The sequence below is a fragment of the Anaeromyxobacter soli genome, assembly GCF_022808855.1.
Lineage (GTDB): Bacteria > Myxococcota > Myxococcia > Myxococcales > Anaeromyxobacteraceae > Anaeromyxobacter > Anaeromyxobacter soli.
Window position 1 is genome coordinate 43748 of record NZ_JAKZLF010000025.1, and the last position, 21824, is coordinate 65571.

Below are 21824 nucleotides of genomic sequence, written 5' to 3' on the forward strand. Positions count from 1 at the left end.
ATCCCCACCGCGACCGCCGTCGCCCTACTTCCGCTTCTCGAACGCCGCCACGAAGAACCCGTCCGTCCCGTGCCGGTGCGGGAAGAGCTCGAGCCGCGCGCCGTCCACCCCGAGCACCTTCGCCCGCTCCTCGCCGAGGAAGGGCGCGAGCGGGACCGGCACGAGCCCGACCTCGCGCTCGGCGAAGTCCGCCACCTCACCGTTCTCGGTCCGGCCGATCGAGCAGGTCGCGTAGACGAGCCGCCCGCCCGGCTTGAGCAGCGCCGCGAAGCGCCGCACGAGGGTGCGCTGGATCCCGGCGAAGCGGACCGGGTCCTCGGGCGTGAGGCGCCAGCGCGCGTCGGGCTTGCGGCGCAGCGTGCCGAGGCCGCTGCACGGCGCGTCCACGAGCACGAGGTCGGCCTGACCGGCGAGGTCCTGGAGCTGCCCCTCGGCCTCGGGCCCTGCGGCGATGACGCGGGCGCGGAGGTTGTGCACGCCGGCGCGGCGGGCGCGCTTCTTCGCGTCCTCGAGCCGGTCCGCGTCCGTGTCGAGGGCGTGGAGCGAGCCCTTGTTGTGCATCTCCATCGCGAGCGCGAGCGACTTGCCGCCCGCGCCCGCGCAGGCGTCCACCACGATCTTGCCGGGCCGCGCGCCGCACGCGAGCGCGATGAGCTGGCTGCCCTCGTCCTGGATCTCGAAGCGGCCCTCGCGGAACGAGCCGAGCGCGAAGGCGTTCTGGTGGCCGTCGAGGACGAGCCCCCATGGAGAGTGGCGGGTCGGCTCCGCGGCGACGCCCTCCGAGCCGAGCTTGCCGCGCAGCTCCTCGCGGTCGCCCTTGAGGAGGTTCGTGCGGACCGTGAGCGGCGCACGCGCGTTCATGGCGGCCGCGAGCACGCGCGCCTCGTCGAGGCCGAGCTCGCCCGCGAAGCGCTCGGCGATCCAGCGGGGCAAGGAGGCCTCGAGCGCGAGCCGCTCGATCGGGTCCGCGATCGCGGCGATCCGCGCCTCGGCGCCCTCGAGCCGGGCGAGCGCCGCCGGGGAGACCGCGAGCCGCCGCGCCGCGTCCGCCGGGGCGAGGTGCTCGAAGCGGACGAGCCAAGCGGCGTAGCGCGTCGCGAGATCCGGCGCGCCGCCGAGCAGGTAGTCGAGCTGCGCCTGCCAGCGGATGAGCCCGTAGACCGACTCGGCGACCGCTCGCCGCTCGGAGGCCCAGAGCTTCGGGTCGCGGCGGAGCGCGCGCTCCAGGGCGCGATCCGCGAGCCAGCCCTGGTCGCGCACGAGGCCGTAGACCTCCAGGACGAGCGGGTCCACGAGGTCGAGGCGGTTCGGGCGGGGTCGGAGCGGTTTGCGCGGCATGGCAGTCGGGGGCCCGCCGGCGGGGGCCGGCGGGCGCGCGGACCTTACAGGCTCTCGAGCACCTCCGCCACGTGCCCCTCCACCTTCACCTTCGGGAAGACGTGCTCGACCTTGCCGTCCGGGCCGACGAGCACGGTCGTCCGCTCGGTCCCCATCGTCTTCTTCCCGTACATGTTCTTCTCCTTCCAGACGCCCCAGGCCTGCATCACCTCGGCGCCCGGGTCGGAGAGGAGCGGGAACGGCAGGTCGTACTTCTCCTTGAACTTCTTCTGCGCGGCGGGGGTGTCCTTCGAGATCCCCACCACCGCGACCTTCTTCCTCTTGAACGCGTCGACTTCGTCACGGAAGTCGCAGGCCTCCCGCGTTCAACCGGGGGTGTCGGCCTTCGGGTAGAAGAACACGACGACGCGCTTCCCGGCGAAGTCGGAGAGCTTCACCTCGTTCCCCTCCTCGTCCGGCAGCGCGAACTGCGGGGCCTTCTGGCCCACCTCGAGCGCCATGGATCCTCCTCGGGCTCCCGCCGGCGCGGTCACGACCGGCTGTCGGAAGCGACCGCGTACCCGTACCCGGCGCGGAGCGCGGGCGCAGGATCCCGGGCGGGGACGGCGCTACACTCCGACCGATGCGCCGCCGCTCGAAGCCCAGGCACGGCCCTACCCTCGCGCCGCCCGGAGCCTCGCCCGCGGCTCCCCGCGCCCGTCCGACCGCGCCGGGGGCCGCGGACGACGTGCTCCTCGCCTGGGCGCGCGACCGCGACGGCAGGAAGGTCCACGCGCTCCGCCTCGACCCCGCGGACCGCCGCCGCCGCGCGCCGTTCACCTGCCTCGGCTGCGGCGACGAGCTCGTGCCGCACCTCGGCAAGGTGCGCAGGCGCCACTTCGCCCACCGGGCCGGCTCGGCCTGCCCGCTCACCGCGCCCGAGACCGCCCTCCACCTCGACGCGAAGGAGCGGCTGCTCGCGCTCTGCGAGGACGCGTTCGCCGGCCGCCGCCGCGTGACGCTCCTCGCGCGCTGCCCCTCGTGCCGGCGCGCCGCGCCCCGGGACCTCGCCCGCGAGGGCGATCGGGCCCTGACCGAGGGCGCCGTCGGCGCGCTCCGCGCGGACGTGCTCGTCCTCGCCGGGGAGCGTCCCGCGCTCGCGATCGAGGTGGTCGTGACGCACGCGGTGGACGCGGAGAAGGAGGCGGCGCTCTCGGCGGCGGGCGTCCCGGCGGTCGAGATCGACGCTCGAGAGGAGTGGGAGGGAGAGGACGCGGAGGGGATCTCCGTCGCATGCCTCCGGAGCCTGGGGTTTCGCCCCTGCCCCGCCTGCGCGGCGGAGGCGCGGGCGGATGCGGATCGGGCGCTCGGCGGCGAGCACGCGGAGATCGCCGAGCTCGAGGCGTACCGGGCGCGCGGCTTCTTCGGCGCCCGGCCGGCGCTGGCCTCCGCCACCCCCGCGGCGGCCAAGGGGGACGCACCGCTCTCCGACGCTGATCGGGCGGACCTCGCCGAGCGCTTCCGCTGCCCGGAGTGCGGCGGCGGGGAGCTCGGCTTCGGAGCGCGCATCGCCCGCCACGCCTGCCCCGATCGCACCGCGCGGCCGGTCGCCTGGCGGGGCTACGACGGCACGGTCGTGGCGCTGTCCTGGTGGCGGCGCTGACCCTTCACGGAGGGCGCAGGAAAGTCCCCCGCAAGCCGCGGCAACCACGGAGGTTTTCGACATCCTCCGCCACTCGCCGTCCACGTCGGGTCGCCTTGCGACGGGGAGTCCGTTGTGTTAGAGGACGGTCCCCCGTGCGCCCTCGTGGCTCGCGGTGGCGCGACCCGCAGCCTGGGACGCGTGGCGCAGCAAATTCACACACCTCCCGCATCGGCGCGCTCCGGTGCTCCCGGCGACGGCGGCTTCTCGCCCGTCCCGTGGGTCAAAAGGCGCGTCTTCAGTCCCGGCGAGGTGGCGGACACAAACCGGAGATCACATGGAAAACCAGCAGCAGCCGCAGCAGCAGGACCCGATCGCTCCCCCCACGCCGACGCCCGAGGCGCCGGAGGCGGCCCCCGCCGCCCAGGCCGCGGAGCCCACGATGGCGAGCGCCCTCACGACGACGGGCACCGCCATCACGATGAAGCAGCTCCTCGAGGCGGGCGTCCACTTCGGCCACCAGACGAAGCGCTGGAACCCGAAGATGAAGCCGTACATCTTCGGCGCCCGCAACGGCATCTACATCATCGACCTCCAGAAGACCGTCGGCCTCGCCCGCGGCGCGCTCCGCTTCGTCTCGGACGCCACCGCGAAGGGCGGCATGGTCCTCTTCGTCGGCACGAAGAAGCAGGCGCAGGACGCCATCCGCGAGGAGGCCTCCCGCTCCGGCCAGTACCACGTCACGAACCGCTGGCTCGGCGGCACGCTCACGAACTTCAAGACCGTGAAGCAGGGCATCGACCGGCTGAAGACCATCGAGAAGATGGCGGCGGACGGCACCTACGAGCGGCTCCCCAAGAAGGAGGTCGCCCAGCTCGAGCGCGAGCGCGAGAAGCTCGAGAAGAACCTCGGCGGCATCAAGGAGATGAGCCGCCTGCCCGCCGCGATCTTCGTGATCGACACGAAGAAGGAGCACATCGCGGTGCACGAGGCGAACCGGCTCGGCATCCCGGTCGTCGCGGTCGTCGACACGAACTGCGATCCCGAGGGCATCGAGTACGTCATCCCGGGCAACGACGACGCCATCCGCTCGATCCGCCTCTTCACCGGCAAGGTCGCCGAGGCCTGCATCGAGGGCCGCGCCCGCTACTCCGCCTGGGCCGCGCAGCACGGCGAGGAGCGGCGCCCGGGCGAGGAGGATCGCGACGCGTCGAGCGAGCGCGGGCAGAAGGATCGCCGCGACCGCCGCGACCGCCGCGGAGGTGGCCGTGACCGCGAGCGCCGCGAGCCGCGCGAGGACCGCGCCGCCGCGAGCGCGAACGTCGAGGTCGTCCGCAAGGGCGACGTGACGGCGGCGCCGGCGCAGCCTGCGCCCGGCGGCGACGCGAACCGGTAGACCCGGCGCATCCCGGAGCTTTCCGGGGGCGGGCCCGGCGGGTCCGCCCCCGATCCTTTTTCAACGCACGAAGGAGAACACCCGTGGCCGAAGTGAACGCGAACATGGTGAAGGAGCTCCGGGAGAAGACCGGGGCCGGGATGATGGACTGCAAGAAGGCGCTCGCCGAGGCCGGCGGCGACTTCGCGAAGGCGGAGGAGGTGCTCCGCAAGAAGGGCCTCGCCGCCGCGGCCAAGAAGTCCTCCCGCGCCGCCACCGAGGGCCAGGTCGCGAGCTACATCCACATGGGCGGCAAGATCGGCGTCCTCGTGGAGGTGAACTGCGAGACCGACTTCGTGGCTCGCACCGACGGCTTCCAGGCGCTCGTGAAGGACATCGCGATGCAGATCGCCGCCGCGTCGCCCACCTGGGTCCGCCGCGAGGAGGTCCCCGCCGAGATCGTCGCGAAGGAGCTCGAGATCGCGAAGGCGCAGATGCGCGATCAGAAGAAGCCCGAGGCGATCCTCGAGAAGATCGCCCAGGGCAAGCTCGAGAAGTTCTACGAGCAGTTCTGCCTGCTCGACCAGCCGTTCGTGAAGGAGGACAAGAAGAAGATGTCCGAGGTCCTCACGGACGCGGTCGCCAAGATCGGCGAGAACATCCAGGTCCGCCGGTTCGCCCGCTTCGTGCTCGGCGAGGGGCTCGAGAAGAAGCAGGAGAACCTGGCCGAAGAGGTCGCCAAGGCGGCCGGCCTGCAGAAGTAGGCAGCGGTTCCAGAAGCCTCGCAGCATCCGAAGCCCCGGTCCGCGCAAGCGGGCCGGGGCTTTGTCGTGGCACGGGTTTCCACGGAGCGGGCGCCGCAGCGCGACCGTCCGCGGGACGGACTCACCGGACGAACGCGAGAACTCTCGGTCGGGTCGCGGGGGTCGCGGGTCGGTCGCGTCGCGCGGGGGGCTGGGGCGGGCTTGTTGGCGTCACCCGCAAATAGAAGAGGGCCGGCCCGGAGGCCGGCCCTCTCATGTCTTACGTGGTGCTCGCGACGCTTACGGCGCGCAGGCACCCAGCGTCACGTCGATGGCCCTGCCAGCGACGGTGCCGGTGATGTGGACCGGAGCGGAGCCGTCGATGAACTCCGCGTCCCCCCAGCCGTCCGAGCCGGCGGCGGGGCCGAGGTACACGACGACCGACCCGCCCTCCGCCGCGCTGGGCGACGACGGCGAGTAGCACGAGTACCAGGCCGATCCCGCCGGAGCGGCGGGCGTCACGGTGAGCCAGCCGGCCGCGGGCGTGCAGTCGGTCAGCGACGTCTGCACGAGGCCGCCGTCGACCTGTCGATCGAACGTGACGAAGATGGTCGTCGCGTCGAACTGGCCAGGATTCACGACAGCTTTATCCTTGTCGAGGATCCCGCCGCAGGTGCCCGCGGAGCTCCACGCCTCGCCGGTCCGGTCTGCGGAGACGGCGTCTGCACCGCCCGCCAGGTTCGCCGCGGTCACGGCGACGATCTGGGGCGAGCCCTTCTTCGCGTCCGAGTACGGATCACAGGCGACGGCGAGCGCCGCCACCGCCACCAGGGACAACCACTTGGTGTTCTTCATGTCGTTTCCTCCCTGGACCGGGCTAGAACGAGAGCGCCACGCCCAGCCGCAGCGAGATCGGCAGCTGGTACGCGGTGGTGGCGCGGCTCGGACGGCCGAAGTTGGGGTTGACGGTGACGGGACGGCCGTCGACGCTCTTGAGGTAGGCGAGCCCCGGGCAGTCCTTCTGGATCGCGCCGATCGGGTCAGACTTTCCGATCGAGTTCTTCGAGTCGCAGTTCAGCCCGTTCATCGGAGTGACCGTGTCGAACGTGTAGTCCTGGTCGTACTCCAGGGTCTCCTGCGCGTTGAACACGTTGAACACGTCGACGCGGAAGTTGAGCGCGTACGGCGGCTTCACCGTGTAGCCGATGCCGGCGCCGACGTCGATCGTGTTCACGAACGGCGTGCGGCCGGCCTGGCCGCGCGGGATGATGAACGCGGAGCTCGAGCCGTACTCCGGGTGGGCGCCCATCGCGCTGACCGGCGTGCCGGAGATGCCGTTGTAGGCGCCCGAGGCGGTCGCGCTCAGGCGGGGGCTGAAGCTGTAGGTGTACGCGCCGAAGAGCTTGACCTGGTGGGTGGTGTCGCCCGGGAGGTAGCCCGTCGTGTTCGCCATGAGCGACGCGAGGTCGTACGCGGCGGTGATGCCCGGGTCGAGCTGGCCGTACTCAGGGTAGTACGGGCCGGAGTAGTTGCCGCGCAGCGACGAGTACGTGTAGCTCGCCTGGGCGAGCCAGCTGTTCGAGAACTGCTTCGTCGCCTTGAAGGTGACGCCGTCGTACGAACGCTCCGGCTTCGGGAACTTCGTCGTGACCGTCTTGTTCGTCATCGGATCGTAGGTCTGCACGTTCGTCGCGTTGCCGACGACCACCCCGTTCACGGTGATGTCACCGCTCCGCTCGCCGGGGTTGGAGATGAAGAACGTACCGCCGTCGTTGGAGGACATGTCCTCGATGACGGCGCCCTGGCGGCGGCCCTGGTAATCGACGCCCACGGCGAGATCGGGGAGGATCTCGTACTCGGCCTGAGCGCCGAACTGGTCGTTGTACGAGCCCTTGAGCTTCGGGTCGATCGGGGTCGCACCACCGTACAGGCGCACGTCGTTGTTGCCACCGGAGCGGGGCTGGATCGCGCAGGAGGTCGAGTTGAACCCGTTGCCGAGCGCCGACGGGAAGTCGAGGCTCTTCGGGTCGAACGAGCCGAAGTTCCCGGCGAAGCCGCAGCTCGACGCGTTCAGGAAGTACTGGAGCTGGACCTCGGCGCCGAACGACCGGTTACCCATGTCGAGCGGCATCGCGTAGTAGTAGCGGCCCCACGCACCGGCGAGCTTGCCGCGGCCGTTCCCCGTGAAGTCCCAGATCGCCTGGACGCGCGGCGCCCAGTTGTCGGTGATGTCGAACGAGCTGCCGTTCTTCACGGACAGGTTCTTCATCGACTGGGTCTCGAGGCGGAGGCCCGCGTTGAGGGTCAGGTTCGGGAAGAACCCGGGCTGCCACGAGTCCTGGAGGAAGTACGCGAAGCTGTCGGTCTCGGACTTGTTGGTCTGGGTGGTGCGCGTGACGACCGGCGTACCAGCCGCGGCCGCGGCCTGGATAGCAGACAGCTCCAGGCCGGGGAAACCCGTGCTGGCGTTGGTCGGAAGCGGACCGCCGCCCGGGTTCACGATCGTGCCGAACGACCGGTACGCGTAGAAGCGATCCGGCAGGGTAGAAGTCGCTGGCGCGAAGTACCAGATCGCGCCGCCGGAGTGATATCCGTCGACCTTGTACTGGACGCGCTCGAGGTCGACGCCGCCCTTGAGGGTGTGCTGGCCGGCGAGCTCGGCGAGGTACGCCGCGGACGCCCTGCCGTTGAAGCGGTCACTCGTGCTGTCGAAGACCGTGCCACGGCCACCCGTCGTGTACGCGTCGAGCGGGCACGCCGCCGTGTCGGCGGGGTTGCTGCAGAAGCCCTGCGCCACGGCGCCGGCCGGAAGGGCCTCGAAGTCGGTCAGGTTCAGCTCCGTGCCGCCCCACTCCACCTCGGCGGTCTTGAACTGGTCGACGCCGCCGACGGTCTTGTCCTGGGGAGAGGTCTTCGAGTGGTAGACGCCGCCCGAGACCTCGGTGATGAGCTTCTTGTCCAGGAACTTGCCGCCGTAGCGACCGAGCACCGACAGCTGGTTCTCGTCGAGCGGGAGGAGCTCGCGGCTCCGGGCCGCCGCGGCCGGCGAGGCGCCGTAGAACGGACCGCCGGCGTTGAGCGACGTGCGCGAGGACGGCGCACCCCAGCCCGTGACGGTGAAGTTGTTGTTCTCGTCGAGCAGGTAGGTGAGCTTGCCGACCCACTGGTAGGTGGTGCGGCTCGTCCGGAGGTTCCGCTCCGTCCCGGGGATCGTGGTCTGGATCGGGTTGAGGAGCGCGTCCACGCACTCACCGTGACCGCCGTCCGGCGTCGTCCCGGCGGGGCAGGTGCCGCCCGAGTTGAGCTCGGTGGCGTTCTGGCGGGCGAACCGCTGGTACATGGTCCGGCTCGTGACGGGCGAGAACCCGGCGTAGAACCAGAGCTTGTCCTTCATGATCGGGCCGCCGACCTCGAAGCCGAAGTCGAGGCCGTAGGACCCCTCGTCCGGCTTGGCGCGGTAGGCGAGCGCCTCGCCGAGGCCGCCCGTCGTCTTGCCCGTCGGCTCGACGAGCATGCTGGGCGTGAAGGTGGAGAAGACGGACCCGTGGAACTCGTTCGAGCCCGACTTCAGGATGACGTTCATGATGCCGCCGGTGGCGCGGCCGTACTCGGCGTTGAACCCGCTCGTCTTGACGTCGATCTCCTGGAGGAAGTTCGAGCGAAGCGAGGGCGGGGCGTTGAAGCCGCCGTTGCCGCCGCGCGTACCGTACGCGGGGTCGGTCGTGTTGAAGCCGTCGACGATGTACTGGTTCTCGGCGCCCTGCGCGCCGGCGAACCCGACGCCCGTGGCGTCCAGCTTGGCGGTCGGGGCGACGACGGCGATGGCGTCGAACCCGCGGCCGACCGGGATGCTCGACATGAACTCCTTGGAGACGACGGCGCCCGCCTCGGCGGAGCCGACGTTCACCGCGGGTGCGGCCCCCGTCCGGACGACCTGCTCCTCCATCTGCACCGCCTCGGGGACGACGGCGAGGTTCGCGCGGATGGTCTTGTCGGGGCGCAGCGTGACGTCGGAGCGCTCGGTGGACTTGTAGCCCTCGAGCTGCACCGCGAGGCGGTAAGCGCCGGAGGGGAGAAGGGTGAAGCGGAAGTTGCCGTTGTTGTCCGTGACGGCCGTCTGCTCACCCTGAAGCGCAGGGCTCGTGGCGACGATGACGGCGCCGGCGACCGGCTTTCCGGTCGAAGCATCGGTTACCACACCGAGAATGGTGCCGGTGGTTTGCGCGGAGGCGACACTCGCGAACAGCAACGCGAGCGGCGCGAGGCGCGCGAGGCGAAGCAACTTCTTCCTCATGACTTCCTCCAGGGAGAGAGCACTCAGCCGCAGCCAGGCGGGCGATCGCTCGTGTGGGCACATCACGGCACACATAGCGATCGACCGACGGGTCAGTGCGCCCTTGTAGGCAGTCGTTATGAGGAATGTCAAGACGACGCCGACTGTTAGCCGAGCTTGTCTCTTACACCCCGCCCGGGACGTAACACTCCGAGTTTACGTGCTTTTTCCGAAAGCCCCGGCAAGTCGCGACGTTCCGCTTAGGGCGTGGAGGGCACCGCAGAAGGGACGCTGCTCGCACGCCCTCGGGGGATCCCGAGCGGCTGGAAGGTCGGCCGGCCGTGGTCAGCGCACATCGAGCACGCGCAACGGTTTGCCTTCGCCTCCGCGCCATGCGCACTATTTTCGCCAGCGCTGTTGACAACGTGCAGGCGCGGAGACTAGGAAGCGTCTTCAATTTTTCCGGCTGATTCTGCCGTCAACCGCAGCAGCAGCGAGGCCGCCGGCGCGTGTTCGACGAAGTCACCAAGAAGGAAGGCGGTAAGGCCGCTGCGCGTCGCGCGGGCTACGTCTTCGGTTCCACGCTTTTCCAGGGCATTCTCATCGCGGCGATCATCACCGCCTCCGCAGCCATCAAGGCGAAGGTGATCGACGAGCCGGTCGTGGACGTGAAGTTCGTCAAGACCGCGCCGCCGCCGCCCCCTCCCCCGCCGCCTGCGCCGCCCCCCGCGGCCCGCAAGCGGCCGCCCGACGCGAAGCCGCGGACGGATCTGCCCAAGCCGCCGCCGCCCCAGGCGCTGATCCAGCCTCAGGAGATCCAGCCTGAGATGAAGGCGCCGGATCCCAACGAGGCGCCCGAGCCGGAGTACGACTACGGCGACGCGGCCGAGGGCGAGGGCGTGGTCGGCGGTGTCGTCGGCGCCCGGCCCACGAACGAGATCGAGGACGCACCCGCGTTCGCCACTGCGGGCTACCGCAAGCCGCAGATGGCCGAGCCGGGCTGCGTCCAGCGCTCGGTCCGCATCCCGCAGCAGCTCGCCGGCTACATCTCCGGCCCGATCACCGTGAAGTTCGCGATCCGGCCGGACGGCTCGCCGTCGCGCTTCGAGGTGATGACCAACGTCCCCGACCAGCGCATCTCGACCGCGATCTGGCAGGCGGTCCAGGGGTGCCGCTGGGTGCCGGGCGCGGATGCCCAGGGCCGCCCGGTGTCCATCTGGGTGATCCTCCCCATCCGCTTCACCGCAGGCTAGGCGCTCGTTCCCGCGTCGAGGCGTTCACCTTTCGAAGAAGTAGTTTCAGCCCACAGGAGATGTCGATGTTCCAGCCGCTCGCTTCCTTGAACAACCTCGTCATGGCCCAGGCCGCCGGCGCCGCCCCGGGCACCTTCGATCTCGTCAACATGGTGAAGTCGATCGAGGGCTTCGGCATCGTGGTCGCCGCGATCCTCGGCATCATGAGCATCTACTCGCTCGGCGTGATGGCCGAGCGGCTCGTGACCTACTCCCGCGCCAACAAGGCCTCCCGCCAGTACGCCGCGAGCCTGCGCGACCTCCTCCCCGGCGGGAAGTTCGGCGACGCGGTGGAGCTCTCCAAGAAGCTGAAGCGCGGCCACCTGCCCAAGGTGCTCGGCCTCGCGATCGAGGAGTACAGCCGCGGCGTCGACGCGGTCCGCACCAAGGGTCCCCACGACGTGGGCGACTTCGACGTGATCGCGGCCGTGAACCGCGCGGTCGAGCGCAGCTCGCTCCGCACCGTCAACGACCTCCGCCGCGGCCTCGGCTCGCTCGCGACGATCGGCTCGACGGCCCCGTTCGTCGGCCTCCTCGGCACGGTGTGGGGCATCATCAAGGCCTTCCAGAACATGGCGGCCACCGGCTCCGGCGGTCTCGGCACGGTGTCCGGCGCGATCGCCGAGGCGCTCATCAACACCGCCTTCGGCCTCCTCGTCGCGATCCCCGCCGTCATGATGTTCAACTACCTCACGAACCGCGTCGAGGACATGCAGGTCGACATCACCGACTCCGCCACGGAGCTCGTCGACTTCTTCATGAAGGAAGGCCGCGAGGCGAAGTAGCCGCCGCGCGCACCTCCGGGACGCCTCTCAGGAGCCGAACGCGATGTCGATGGATGTCGGCAGCAAGTCGGTGAAGAGCGACATCAACGTGACGCCGCTCGTCGACGTCGTGCTGGTGCTCCTCATCATCTTCATGGTCATCACCCCGATGCTCCAGCGCGGGAAGCCGGTGCAGCTCCCCGACGCGAAGCACGTCTCCGCCCTGAAGGGCGGCGGCGACCCGGTCCTCCTCTCCATCACCGCCGATGGGAAGGCCTGGATCGACAAGGCGGAGGTGCCCCTCGAAGAGCTCTCCACCGAGCTCAACGTGGCGATGCAGATGGCGCCCGGCTCGCCCGTGATGATCAAGGGCGACAAGGCCGTCGACTACAAGCGCGTCCGCGAGATCATCCTGGAGGTCTCGAAGACGCACCTGCTCGGCGTGAGCCTCGCCGCGAGCGAGATCAAGGAGAAGAGATAGCCATGGGGATGGCGCTCGGGACGAAGAAGCCCGCCTCGGACATCAACGTCACGCCGCTCATCGACGTGGTGCTGGTGCTGCTCATCATCTTCATGGTGCTGACGCCGCTCGCCGAGAAGCAGAAGTTCATCCGCGTCCCCGACTACCAGCCGGAGATGCAGCCGGTCCCGCCCGACTCGGTGCCGCCCGACCAGACGATCCTCACGGCGCTGCAGAACGGGAACGTGCTCCTCAACAAGCAGGAGATGAGCGTCGCCGACGCGATGCAGCGGCTCCACGTGGCGTACGACGGACGGCCCTCGAAGGTGCTGTTCTTCAACGCCGAGGACACCGTGAAGTACGACCAGGTCGTGTACGTGCTCGACCAGGCGCACGGCTCCGGCGTGAACACCATCGGCATGATGACCGACCCGCCGATCACCGCCCAGGCCGCGGCGGCGCAGCCCGCGCCGCAGTAGCCGCGCTCCAGGCGGAGCGTCTCGAAGGGCCGGCTCGCGCCGGCCCTTCTCATTACTAGCGGCGCGCCCCGATCCCAGGCTCCGGGGCCCCAGCCCTACTGGGCCGCGCCGAGCCGCTCGAGCACCGCCTCGAGCTCCGTCGGGAGCGGGCTCATCGCCTCGACGCGCGCGCCGTCGGGGCCGTCCACGGCCAGCCGCGAGGCGTGCAGGAACTGACGGCGCAGCCCCGGGAGCTCGGACGCCGCGCCGCCGTAGAGCGCGTCGCCCGCGACCGGGTGACCGAGGTTCGCGAGGTGCGCGCGGATCTGGTGCATGACGCCCGTGACGATGCGGACGCGCAGCAGCGTGTGCGTCTCGTAGCGTCGCGCGACCTCCCAGTGCGTCTCGGCGGGTCGCGGCCGGAGCCCCTTCGCGAGGAGCCGCTCCTCCGTCTCCGGATCGGGGACCGGCACCGACCGGCCGCCGCGCTGCGCGAGCGGGACGGACGAGACCCCGCCGGAGGCGACCCGCCCGACGACGAGCGCGAGGTACACCTTCTCGACCTCGCGCAGCGAGAAGCGGGAGTGCAGCGCCTCCCACGCCTCGGCGTCGCGCGCGAACAGCACGCACCCGCTCGTCTCGATGTCGAGCCGCTGGACGGCGCCGCCCTCGCGCGGCTCCGGCGACGCGCCGGCGCACTCGGGGAAGCGCGCGACCACCGCGTTCGCGAGCGTCCCGCCCTCGCCGGGGGCGAGCGGGTGGACGGCGATGCCCGCCGGCTTGTCGACGACGACGAGGCGCGGCGTCTCGACGAGCACCGCGAGCGGAGCCTCCGGCTCGGGCTCGGGCGGACCCGCCGGCGCCTCCACGTCGATCTCCACCAGGGCGCCCGGCTCGACCGCGTCGCTCGCGCGCGCGCGGCGTCCACGCACCCGCACCTCGCCGAGCTGGAAGGCGCGCTTCACCGTGGCCCGCCCGAGCCCGAGCGCGTCCGCGAGCGCCCGATCGAGCCGCCCCGAGGCGGTGAGCGGCAGTCGAATCTCCCGTCGCATGCGATCCGTTCTCCGCGCCCCTGGCGCGGCCTCTTGCGGAGCCAGCCCCTGGGCCCCGTTCGGCGCCGGGTTCGCGGCGCCACGCTATCGGGGAGGCTCGGCCCCGAGAGGGAGATAGAGCCTCTCCGCCCGGCGAGGCAACCGCGTTTCGCCTGCAGCGCCCCGGTCGAGCGGCCGCCCCGCCGCGGCGCAGCGCCCCACCTCCGGCTAGGACCGGATCATGCCGACCTCGCTCACCCTGCCCCTCGACGACGAGGCCGTCCGCTCGCTCCACGTCGGCGACGAGGTGCTCTTCAGCGGTCGCATGATCACGGCTCGCGAGGCCGCCCACCGCGCCCTCCTGCGCGCGCTCGATCCGGCCGTGAAGGGGCTCGTCGAAGGGCGCTTCATCTATCACTGCGCCCCGGTGGTCGCCCAGGATCCGGCCACGCACGCCTGGCGCTTCGCCGCCGCCGGCCCGTCCGTGTCGCTGCGCGAGGAGCCTTACCAGGCCGAGGTGATCGCGCGTTACGGGGTGCGCGGCGTCGTCGGAAAGGGCGGCATGGGGCCCGCGACGCTCGCCGCGCTCGCCGCCCACGGCGCGGTCTACTTGCACGCGGTCGGCGCGCTCGCCGTGACGCTCGCCCGCCGCGTGGTGCGCGTGCACGGCGTGCACAGGCTCGACGAGCTCGGGGTGCGCGAGGCGATCTGGGACATCGAGGTGAAGGACTTCCCCGCGATCGTCACCATGGACGCGCACGGCGAGAGCCTGCACGCGACGCTCGAGCGCGAGGCGGAGGCGGCGCGCGCGCTGCTGGAGCGGACGAGCCTCTGATTGCGTTCGCGCTCGGGCGGTGCGGCTCCCGCCGAGGCGAAAGGCTGCCCCGCGGCGACGCCTTCGGGCGCCTCGGCGAGGAGCTCGAGCCGCGCGGGCCGGCCGTGAGTGCCCCGCGGGCGCCCCGCCCCGCGAACGCTCACCGCGCCTTGCGGCGCGGCGCGCGGCGACGCCCGGGCGGCTCCATGCGCACGAGGCCGTAGAAGAGCTGCGCCTCCGTGTAGGTCTGCCGACCGCGGTAGCTCTCCTCGCGGTAGTAGCCGCAGGGCCGCTCGAGCCACATGCGCGCCCGGACGATCCCGTGCTTGGAGAAGGGCGCGACGATCTCGGCCGGCGCCTCGGCCAGGTAGCGCTCGAGGAGCCTGCGGATCTTGCGGTTGTAGGGTCCCCGCGCGAGCCGCGAGTGACGCCGGCCGCGGTGCAGCGTGCCGTCGAAGCGCGTGGAGGCGTGGTAGAGCTCGTGGAGGATCGTGCCGATCCGCTGCTCCGGCGTCGAGGCGCGGAACCAGAGCGGCCGCAGCGTGACCACGTAGAGGATCTTGCGGCCCTTCACGCGGATGAGCGGCTTCTTCCGGCCCGCGTCGCCGCGGGCACGCGTCTGCCTGAAGTGGGCCGGCCGGATGGTGGCGCGGGAGGCGCGCCGCGCCTCGCCGGCGACGACGAGGATGCGGGAGGCGCGCACGTGCGCGAGCTCGGGGATCCGCGCGGCGACGTCGCGCACGAGCCGCTTCACCGCCAGCGTCACGTTGAGCCGGGCCACGCAGGGCCAGGATCGCCCAGCGCCGCCCGGGCGACAAGCTCCCACAGCGACGCCGTTCGCCGCACCCGCATCCTTCACTTCGCCGGGCCGGCCCGATACGATGGCCGCCGATGGTCCTGCTCCTCACGGTCGCCGTCGCCCTGCTCTCCACCGCGCTCGTGCGGCTCGTCCGCCGCGAGCGCGGCCTGGTCGCCGAGGTCTCCGAGCTGGGAGAGCGCGTGAGCGAGCTCGGGCTGCGGCTCGAGGCCGCCGAGGGGGAGGTCGCCCAGGCCGTCACGCAGGCGGAGATCGCCGAGAACGTGCTGCTCGAGAAGGGCGTCGCCGACGAGGACGACATCGAGGCGGTGCGCCGGCGCTTCATCGCCGACGCGCCCTCGGGCTACGACCGGGCGCGCGACGGCGAGCTGAATTGATCCAACGGGGACTGCGTCCCCGCCCCAGCGGCAGAGCCGCTGGGGCCCCACCCCTGCGCGGCGGGTCCCGTGAACGGTCGCGCCCGCTTCGCGGGTTCGCGACCGTTCCCCGCCGGGAGGGATTGCATCCCTCCCTGCGGACGTGAGACGGCGCTGACCGGCCCGTGAGCCGGGCCCTAGCGCGTGCGGGTCCGGGGTCCGGACCGGCCGGCGCCCCGGGTGGGCTTCGCGCGAGCCGCCGTCGACTTGCGCGCCGACGTGCGCTTCGTCGCGCGCGCGCGCGTGGGACGCTCGGGCGCCTCAGCCGCGGGGCGCGCAGGGGCGGCCTCGTAGCGCGGCTTCTCGGGGTGCCGCCGGTAGACGAGGATCGTGCGCCCGAGGATCTGCGCGACCTGCGCGCCGGTCTCGGCGCCGAGCCGGTCCGCCGCCTCGAAGCGATCCTCGGGGGTCTCGGTCCCGATCTTCACCTTCACGAGCTCGTGCGTCCCGAGCGCGTCGTCGAGCTGGCGCAGCACCGCCTCGGTCACGCCCTCCTTGCCCACCTGCACGACGGGCGAGAGGTGGTGTCCGGCGGCGCGCAGGGTCTTGCGCAGCCGGGTCGAGGCCATCAGGGCGCGCTTCTTCGGGTTCGTGGGAGCAGGCATGTGCGTTCACTTCCTGAGATAGCGGAGCTCGCGGACGAGGTCCACGTGCTCGGGCGCGACCGCGAGGCCGCGCCTGAGGTGGCGCTCGGCGAGGGAGAGGTCCCCCACGAGCTTGGCCATCTGGCCGAGGAACAGGTACCCCGGCGCGCAGCGGGAGTTCCGGCGGAGCCCCTCCTCGATGGAGGCGGCGCTCGCCGCGTGCTGCGCCCGCGGCTCGCTCGCGACGAGGAACTCGCACCACGCCGCCCAGATCGCGAACTCCGGCTCGTCGGCGTTGAGCACGATCGCCTCGCGGAGCTTCGCGAGCGCCTCGGCGTAGCGGCGGGCGCGGACGAGGACGGTCGCCGCCTGGAACACGTTCTCGGCCTGGAGGATCCGCATGACGTCCACGTCTGCGGCCCCGCCGGACGCGAGCTCTTCCTCGTACTTCGCGCGCTGCGCCTCGTCACCGAGCACGCTCCACGCGGCGCTCACCTTCGCGAACACGTCGGCGCAGAGCGCACGCACCTCGGCGGGGGCGTCCGCCGGGACCGCGTCCGGGTGGTAGGTCTTCGCGAGCCGGAAGTAGGCGACCTTCACCTGCGCCGCAGTCGCCGCGCGCTTCACGCCCAGGACCTCGAAGTGATCGGCGCTCGCGAGCCCCTCGAGGAGGACTCGGAGCTCCCCGGCGTCGAGCGGAGGAGGAGGCGGCGGGGGCGCGCTCGGGCGGGACCCCGCGGGCGCCGCCGGCGGACGGGTGGCGGCGGGCGGGGGTCGCGGAGCGACGGGGGATGGCTTCGCGGGCGAGGCGGGTCGCGCGGCGGGCGGTCCGGGCGAGGGCATGGGCGAAGTCGCGGCCGAGGGCGCGCGCGCGGCGGGAGTGGCGACCGGGGGCGGGCTCGCAGTGGGAGCCGGGCCGCGCGGGGCCGCCCGCGGGGCCGCCCGCGGCGCTCCGAACGCGAGCAGCTCGGCCTCGGCGAGCAGGAACGCGACGCGGAGGAGGGTCGCGGCCTCGGCCGGCTGCGCCGCCGCGAGCTCGGCCGGGCTCCGCCCGTCGAAGCTGCCCGCGGCGCGCGCCTCCTGCGGCGTGAGCCGCAGGTCCTCGAGCCGCACGCGTCCGACGACGCGCGAGGCGGCGCGCGTCATGCGCTCGCCGAGGCGCCGCTCCGCGCCGACGACGTCGAGCGCGCGCACCGCGGCGGAGACCATCGCGTAGGGATTGCCGAGCGGAAAGCCCGACGGCGGCGGCGCCACGCCCGGCTCCCATCCCCAGCTCCCCGCCTCGAGCGCGAGAGCGCGCGCGACGATGGCGGCGCCGTGGTCGGCGAGGAAGACCGCGATGTCCGCCGGCGCGACGAGCCGCTCCGCGAGGAGGGCGGAGACCAGGTCGCCGCCCGTGCCGGCGCGCGCGCCCTCCGCGCGCACGAGCTGCTCGGGGGTGAGCGCTCCGCGCCGCGCCAGGAACCGGCCGAGCTCGTCCTCGGGTGCGGCCGAGGCGGCGTGCTCGACGGCGCCGCGGCGGAAGGTGAGCGCGTACCGCGCCTGACCCGACGCGAGCGCGAGGCGGCCGTGCGCCTGGTTCGCGGCGGCGAGCAGGAAGAGCCGGAGCGCGCCGTCGCTCGCGAGCGTCCCCTCGCGCGGCAAGCCCGCCGCGATCGCGGCGGCGGCGGTGACCTCTCGCTCGGCGAGGCCGTACGCCGCGCGCGGCGCAGCGGCCTCCGGCGCGCCCGCCGCCGCGGGGGCGGTGCCCGGCGGCGGCGGCGTGGGGCGGGCGGGCGGAGGACGGTAGCCCGGCGGGACGCGCTCGAGCCGCGGCGGCGCCGCGTCCGTCGGATGCTGCGGCCCCGCCCCCTTCCCCTGCCCGTTCCCGTCGCTCACCGGCCGGCTAGAGTACCACCGTCTCCCGGTACTCGCCGAAGACCTCGCGCAGCGCGTCGGAGATCTCGCCGAGCGTCGCCTCCGCCTTCACGGCGGCGAGGATCGGCGGCATGAGGTTCTCGCTCCCCTTCGCCGCCGTGCGCACCCCCTCCAGCGCCTGCTTCACGGCGGTGGCGCTCCGCTCCCGCCGGAACGCCGCGAGCGACGCGACCTGCCGTGCCTCGAGCGCCGGGTCCACCTTCATGACGGTCACGGGCGGATCGTCGGAGCGGAACGCGTTCACGCCCACCACGACCTTCTCCTTGGCCTCCACCTGCCGCTGCCAGGCGTAGGCGGCGTCCTGGATCTCCCGCTGCACGTAGCCCTGCGAGATCGCGTGGACCATGCCGCCCATGTCGTCGATCTTGCGGAGGTACTCCTCGGCGCGCCCCTCGATGTCGTCGGTGAGCGCCTCGATGGCCCAGCTCCCGCCGAGCGGGTCGATGACGTCGGCGACGCCCGACTCGTTCGCGATGATCTGCTGCGTGCGCAGCGCGATGCGCGCCGACTCCTCGGTGGGGAGCCCGAGCGCCTCGTCGCGCGAGTTCGTGTGCAGGGACTGGGTCCCGCCGAGCACCGCCGCGAGCGCCTGGAGGGTGACGCGCACGATGTTGTTGTCCGGCTGCTGCGCGGTGAGCATCGAGCCCGCGGTCTGGGTGTGGAAGCGCAGCATCATCGAGCGCGGGTCCTTCGCCTTGAAGCGCTCCTTCATGATGCGCGCCCACAGCCGCCGCGCCGCGCGGAACTTCGCGACCTCCTCGAGGAGGTCGTTGTGGGCGTTGAAGAAGAACGACAGCCGGCCGGCGAACGCGTCCACGTCGAGGCCGGCCTTCACCGCGGCGCCGACGTAGGCGATGCCGTCGGCGAGCGTGAACGCCACCTCCTGCACCGCCGTCGAGCCCGCCTCGCGGATGTGGTAGCCGGAGATCGAGATCGGGTTCCACTTCGGCATCACCTTCGCGGTGTACGCGAAGATGTCGGTGATGAGCCGCAGCGACGGCTCGGGCGGGTAGATGTAGGTCCCGCGCGCCGCGTACTCCTTCAGGATGTCGTTCTGGATCGTGCCCTGGAGGTCCGCCGCCGCGACGCCCTGCTTCTCCCCGATGGCCTGGTAGAGCGCGAGCAGGATCCCCGCGGTCGCGTTGATGGTCATCGAGGTCGAGACCTCGCCGAGCGGGATCCGGTCGAGGAGGATCGACATGTCGCGGATCGAGTCGATCGCGACGCCGACCTTGCCGACCTCGCCCCGCGCGCGCGGGTGGTCGGAGTCGCGGCCCATCTGCGTGGGGAGATCGAACGCGACGGAGAGGCCGGTCTGCCCGGACTTGAGCAGGTAGTGGTAGCGGCGGTTCGAGTCCTCCGCGGTCCCGAACCCCGCGTACTGGCGCATGGTCCAGAAGCGGCCGCGGTACATGGTGGGCTGCACGCCGCGCGTGAAGGGGAACTCGCCGGGCAGCCCGAGCCGCTCCTCCAGCCCCGGCCGCGCGTCCTCCGCGACGTAGACGGGCTGCTGCGGGATGCCGCTCGTCGTCTCGAAGCGGGCGCGCCGCTCCGGCCCCTTCTTCACGGCCTTGCCGTAAGTGCCCTCGAGCCAGCGCTGCTTCTTCTCGTCCGCCATGTCGGTCCCTCGACGCGCTCGCGGGCAACGTGCCCGCGGAAGAGTTCGCTACTCCACGACGCAGAGCTTCGCGTTGCCCTCGACGACCTGGCCCTCCGTGACGAGGACCTCCACCACCCGGCCGCCCTTCGGGCTCCGCAGCTCGTTCTCCATCTTCATCGCCTCGACGACGAGGAGCGCCTGCCCCTCCCGCACCGCGTCGCCGACCTTCACCTGCACCTTCGCGATCCTGCCCGGCATGGGCGCGGCGAGGGTCTGCCGGCCCTCGACCGTGAACCCGCCGGCCGCGCGGCGCATGCGGAGCTTCTTCTCGTCGAGGATCTCGATCGGATACACCGAGTCCCGCACCCGCACCCGCACGTGCGAGTCGCGCTCGTCGAGCATGGCGGTGTAGCTCGCGGTGTCCACGATGAGCGAGAGCGTGCCGTAGTCGTGCCTGAAGGCGTCGACGACGTGCACCCGCCCGCGAAGCCGCACCTCGAACTGCCCGGGCGCCGTCTGCCTCACCTCGATCGGCTCCTCGCGCCGTCCGCCGTCGAGGAGGGCGACGTAGCGGCTCACGCGCCACCTCCGCGCAGCGCGCGGGCGCGCCCGAGCCGCGCCCAGTTCGAGCGGCTGGCCGCCACCGAGCCGGCGCGCGCCACGGACGCCTCCGCCGCGGCGCGATCCCGCTTGTACGCCTCGACCGCCGCGGCGATGAGGGCCACGTCCTCGAAGGCGGGATCCGGGGGCCGCACGAGGTCCGCCGCGTAGCGTTCGCAGAACTGGGTGTCGTAGGCGCCCGAGCGGAAGGCGGGGTGATCGAGCACCGCCGCGAGGTAGGCGACGTTGGTGGTGATGCCGTGGACGGTGTACTCGCCGAGCGCGCGGATGAGCCGCTCGATGGCCTGATCCCGCGTCGGCGCCCAGGCGACGAGCTTCGAGATGAGCGGGTCGTAGTACTGCGGCACGACCCAGCCCGCGTACACGCCCGAGTCGTCGCGGATGCCGGGGCCGCCCGGCACGCGCAGGTAGGTGATCTTGCCCGGCGAGGGCAGGAAGCCCCGCCCCGGGTCCTCGGCGTAGATGCGCGCCTCGATGGCGTGGCCGCGGCGCGCGACCGCCTCCTGCGGCACCAGCCGTCCGCCGCCCGCCACCTCGAGCTGCATCCGCACGAGGTCGAGCCCGGTGATCATCTCGGTCACCGGGTGCTCCACCTGCAGGCGGGTGTTCATCTCGAGGAAGTAGAAGCTCCGCGCCGCGTCCACGAGGAACTCGACCGTGCCGGCGCCGCGGTAGCCCACCGCCTTCGCCGCCCGCACGGCGACCTCGCCCATCGCCTGCCGCATCCGCTCGTCGAGGATGCAGCTCGGGCTCTCCTCCACGACCTTCTGCTGGCGGCGCTGCACCGAGCACTCGCGCTCGCCCAGGTGGATGGCGTCGCCGTGCTCGTCTGCGAAGATCTGGATCTCGACGTGGCGCGGCTCGTCGAGGAACTTCTCGAGGTAGAGCCGCTCGTCGCCGAAGGCGCCGGCGGACTCCCGCCGGGCGGAGTCCCACAGGGCGAGGAAGTCCGCCTCGCGCTCCACCTTCTTCATGCCCTTGCCGCCGCCGCCCGCGGCCGGCTTGATCATGACGGGGTAGCCGAGCGCGTCCGCGAAGGCCTTCGCCTCCTGCTCGTCGGCGATCGGCCCCTCGGACCCGGGCACCGTGGGCACGCCCGCCGCGTTCATGTGCCGGCGGGCGACGGTCTTCACGCCCATCGTCTCCATCGCCTCGGGCGGCGGGCCGACGAAGGTGAGGCCGGCCGCCGCGCAGGCGCGGGCGAGCGCCGCGTTCTCGGAGAGGAACCCGTACCCGGGGTGAAGCGCGTCCGCCCCCGTCTTCTTCGCGGCGTCGACGAGCTTCTCGACGACGAGGTAGCTGTCGCGCGCGGGGGACGGCCCGACGTGGACCGCCTCGTCCGCCTTACGGACGTGGAGGGCCCCGCGATCCGCGTCCGAGTAGACGGCCACCGTCGCGAGGCCCATCTCCCGGCAGGTCCGCATGACGCGCACCGCGATCTCGCCGCGGTTCGCGACGAGGACCTTGCGGATGCGCGTCTTCGGGCTCAATTCGCGGGCCTCGAGGGGGAAACGGGCGGGGCTCGACCCGGCACGGGGCAGCGAGAACGGCTGGGGGAGCGGGTCACGATACCTGCGCGTGCACGCGCAGGTAAAGGCTCTCCCCACATCGACTCCACGGGTCCGGAACGATCGTTCCGCGCTCCGCTCCTCGGCGCGCGGACCGGGGGGTTCCCCGGGGGCCGGCGCGCGCCCACGATG

The 21824-nt window shown here is 72.3% G+C and carries 20 protein-coding genes; 9 read left to right on the forward strand and 11 right to left on the reverse strand.

Going from position 1 to position 21824, the window contains the following annotated elements; translation table 11 throughout:
* Nucleotides 1–24: 24 nt before the first annotated feature.
* Nucleotides 25–1338, reverse strand: coding sequence for an RsmB/NOP family class I SAM-dependent RNA methyltransferase (locus MLV88_RS16555; protein ID WP_242338345.1), 1314 nt, complete (start codon nucleotides 1336–1338; stop codon nucleotides 25–27).
* Between the two features lie 44 nt (nucleotides 1339–1382).
* On the reverse strand, nucleotides 1383–1838 hold the full coding sequence (gene bcp / locus MLV88_RS16560) for a thioredoxin-dependent thiol peroxidase (protein ID WP_242338343.1): 456 nt from the start codon (nucleotides 1836–1838) through the stop codon (nucleotides 1383–1385).
* A gap of 122 nt (nucleotides 1839–1960) precedes the next feature.
* Between bcp and MLV88_RS16565 the strand changes: the two genes are divergently transcribed.
* From MLV88_RS16565 to tsf, 3 genes are all read left to right on the forward strand, one after another.
* On the forward strand, nucleotides 1961–2980 hold the full coding sequence (locus MLV88_RS16565) for a competence protein CoiA family protein (RefSeq protein WP_242338341.1): 1020 nt from the start codon (nucleotides 1961–1963) through the stop codon (nucleotides 2978–2980).
* A 421-nt stretch (nucleotides 2981–3401) separates the two neighbouring features.
* Nucleotides 3402–4355: a 30S ribosomal protein S2 gene (rpsB, locus tag MLV88_RS16570; protein WP_242338411.1), complete on the forward strand. Its 954-nt coding sequence runs from the start codon at nucleotides 3402–3404 to the stop codon at nucleotides 4353–4355.
* An 83-nt stretch (nucleotides 4356–4438) separates the two neighbouring features.
* Nucleotides 4439–5098 carry a translation elongation factor Ts gene (tsf, locus tag MLV88_RS16575; protein WP_242338339.1) on the forward strand — a complete coding sequence of 220 codons (660 nt, stop codon included), beginning with the start codon at nucleotides 4439–4441 and terminating at the stop codon, nucleotides 5096–5098.
* A gap of 279 nt (nucleotides 5099–5377) precedes the next feature.
* On the opposite strand, the gene MLV88_RS16580 is transcribed toward tsf, so the two are convergent.
* Together MLV88_RS16580 and MLV88_RS16585 are read right to left on the reverse strand one after the other, a co-directional pair.
* Nucleotides 5378–5932 carry a hypothetical protein gene (locus MLV88_RS16580; RefSeq protein WP_242338337.1) on the reverse strand — a complete coding sequence of 185 codons (555 nt, stop codon included), beginning with the start codon at nucleotides 5930–5932 and terminating at the stop codon, nucleotides 5378–5380.
* Between the two features lie 22 nt (nucleotides 5933–5954).
* Nucleotides 5955–9371 (reverse strand): TonB-dependent receptor, encoded by a 3417-nt coding sequence (locus MLV88_RS16585; protein WP_242338335.1) that lies wholly within the window; start codon nucleotides 9369–9371, stop codon nucleotides 5955–5957.
* Nucleotides 9372–9859: 488 nt separating this feature from the next.
* Here MLV88_RS16585 and MLV88_RS24660 point away from each other — a divergent pair, with 488 nt between their 5' ends.
* The 4 genes from MLV88_RS24660 (at nucleotide 9860) to MLV88_RS16605 (ending at nucleotide 12345) form a co-directional block, all read left to right on the forward strand.
* Nucleotides 9860–10603 carry an energy transducer TonB gene (locus MLV88_RS24660; protein ID WP_242338333.1) on the forward strand — a complete coding sequence of 248 codons (744 nt, stop codon included), beginning with the start codon at nucleotides 9860–9862 and terminating at the stop codon, nucleotides 10601–10603.
* A gap of 65 nt (nucleotides 10604–10668) precedes the next feature.
* A complete protein-coding gene (locus tag MLV88_RS16595; protein ID WP_242338331.1) occupies nucleotides 10669–11427 on the forward strand; it encodes a MotA/TolQ/ExbB proton channel family protein in 759 nt (252 codons plus the stop codon).
* 43 nt (nucleotides 11428–11470) lie between these two features.
* Nucleotides 11471–11887 (forward strand): ExbD/TolR family protein, encoded by a 417-nt coding sequence (locus MLV88_RS16600; protein WP_242338329.1) that lies wholly within the window; start codon nucleotides 11471–11473, stop codon nucleotides 11885–11887.
* Nucleotides 11888–11889: 2 nt separating this feature from the next.
* A complete protein-coding gene (locus MLV88_RS16605; RefSeq protein ID WP_242338327.1) occupies nucleotides 11890–12345 on the forward strand; it encodes an ExbD/TolR family protein in 456 nt (151 codons plus the stop codon).
* Between the two features lie 95 nt (nucleotides 12346–12440).
* Here the strand turns inward: MLV88_RS16605 and MLV88_RS16610 are convergent, their stop codons facing one another.
* Nucleotides 12441–13376: an RluA family pseudouridine synthase gene (locus MLV88_RS16610; RefSeq protein ID WP_242338325.1), complete on the reverse strand. Its 936-nt coding sequence runs from the start codon at nucleotides 13374–13376 to the stop codon at nucleotides 12441–12443.
* A 220-nt stretch (nucleotides 13377–13596) separates the two neighbouring features.
* Between MLV88_RS16610 and MLV88_RS16615 the strand changes: the two genes are divergently transcribed.
* Complete coding sequence (locus MLV88_RS16615) at nucleotides 13597–14190, forward strand: fumarate hydratase C-terminal domain-containing protein (protein ID WP_242338323.1); 594 nt, start codon at nucleotides 13597–13599, stop codon at nucleotides 14188–14190.
* Nucleotides 14191–14329: 139 nt separating this feature from the next.
* Here the strand turns inward: MLV88_RS16615 and MLV88_RS16620 are convergent, their stop codons facing one another.
* A complete protein-coding gene (locus tag MLV88_RS16620) occupies nucleotides 14330–14950 on the reverse strand; it encodes a putative metallopeptidase (RefSeq protein ID WP_308197145.1) in 621 nt (206 codons plus the stop codon).
* 110 nt (nucleotides 14951–15060) lie between these two features.
* Here MLV88_RS16620 and MLV88_RS16625 point away from each other — a divergent pair, with 110 nt between their 5' ends.
* Entirely contained in the window at nucleotides 15061–15363 is a 303-nt protein-coding gene (locus MLV88_RS16625) for a hypothetical protein (protein ID WP_242338322.1), read from the forward strand.
* Nucleotides 15364–15539: 176 nt separating this feature from the next.
* On the opposite strand, the gene yhbY is transcribed toward MLV88_RS16625, so the two are convergent.
* Genes yhbY through MLV88_RS16650 form a run of 5 tightly spaced genes read right to left on the reverse strand, consistent with a single transcriptional unit; the run spans nucleotide 15540 to nucleotide 21614 of the window.
* A complete protein-coding gene (yhbY, locus tag MLV88_RS16630) occupies nucleotides 15540–16007 on the reverse strand; it encodes a ribosome assembly RNA-binding protein YhbY (RefSeq protein WP_243338016.1) in 468 nt (155 codons plus the stop codon).
* Between the two features lie 6 nt (nucleotides 16008–16013).
* On the reverse strand, nucleotides 16014–17864 hold the full coding sequence (locus MLV88_RS24665; RefSeq protein ID WP_243338018.1) for a J domain-containing protein: 1851 nt from the start codon (nucleotides 17862–17864) through the stop codon (nucleotides 16014–16016).
* 7 nt (nucleotides 17865–17871) lie between these two features.
* Nucleotides 17872–19521, reverse strand: a complete 1650-nt coding sequence (locus MLV88_RS16640; RefSeq protein ID WP_242361655.1) for an acyl-CoA mutase large subunit family protein — start codon at nucleotides 19519–19521, stop codon at nucleotides 17872–17874.
* A 48-nt stretch (nucleotides 19522–19569) separates the two neighbouring features.
* Entirely contained in the window at nucleotides 19570–20082 is a 513-nt protein-coding gene (locus MLV88_RS24670; RefSeq protein WP_242340985.1) for an acetyl-CoA carboxylase biotin carboxyl carrier protein subunit, read from the reverse strand.
* Nucleotides 20079–21614 (reverse strand): acetyl-CoA carboxylase biotin carboxylase subunit, encoded by a 1536-nt coding sequence (locus MLV88_RS16650; protein WP_242356463.1) that lies wholly within the window; start codon nucleotides 21612–21614, stop codon nucleotides 20079–20081. The genes MLV88_RS24670 and MLV88_RS16650 overlap by 4 nt, the downstream gene beginning before the upstream one ends.
* Nucleotides 21615–21824 lie beyond the last annotated feature (210 nt).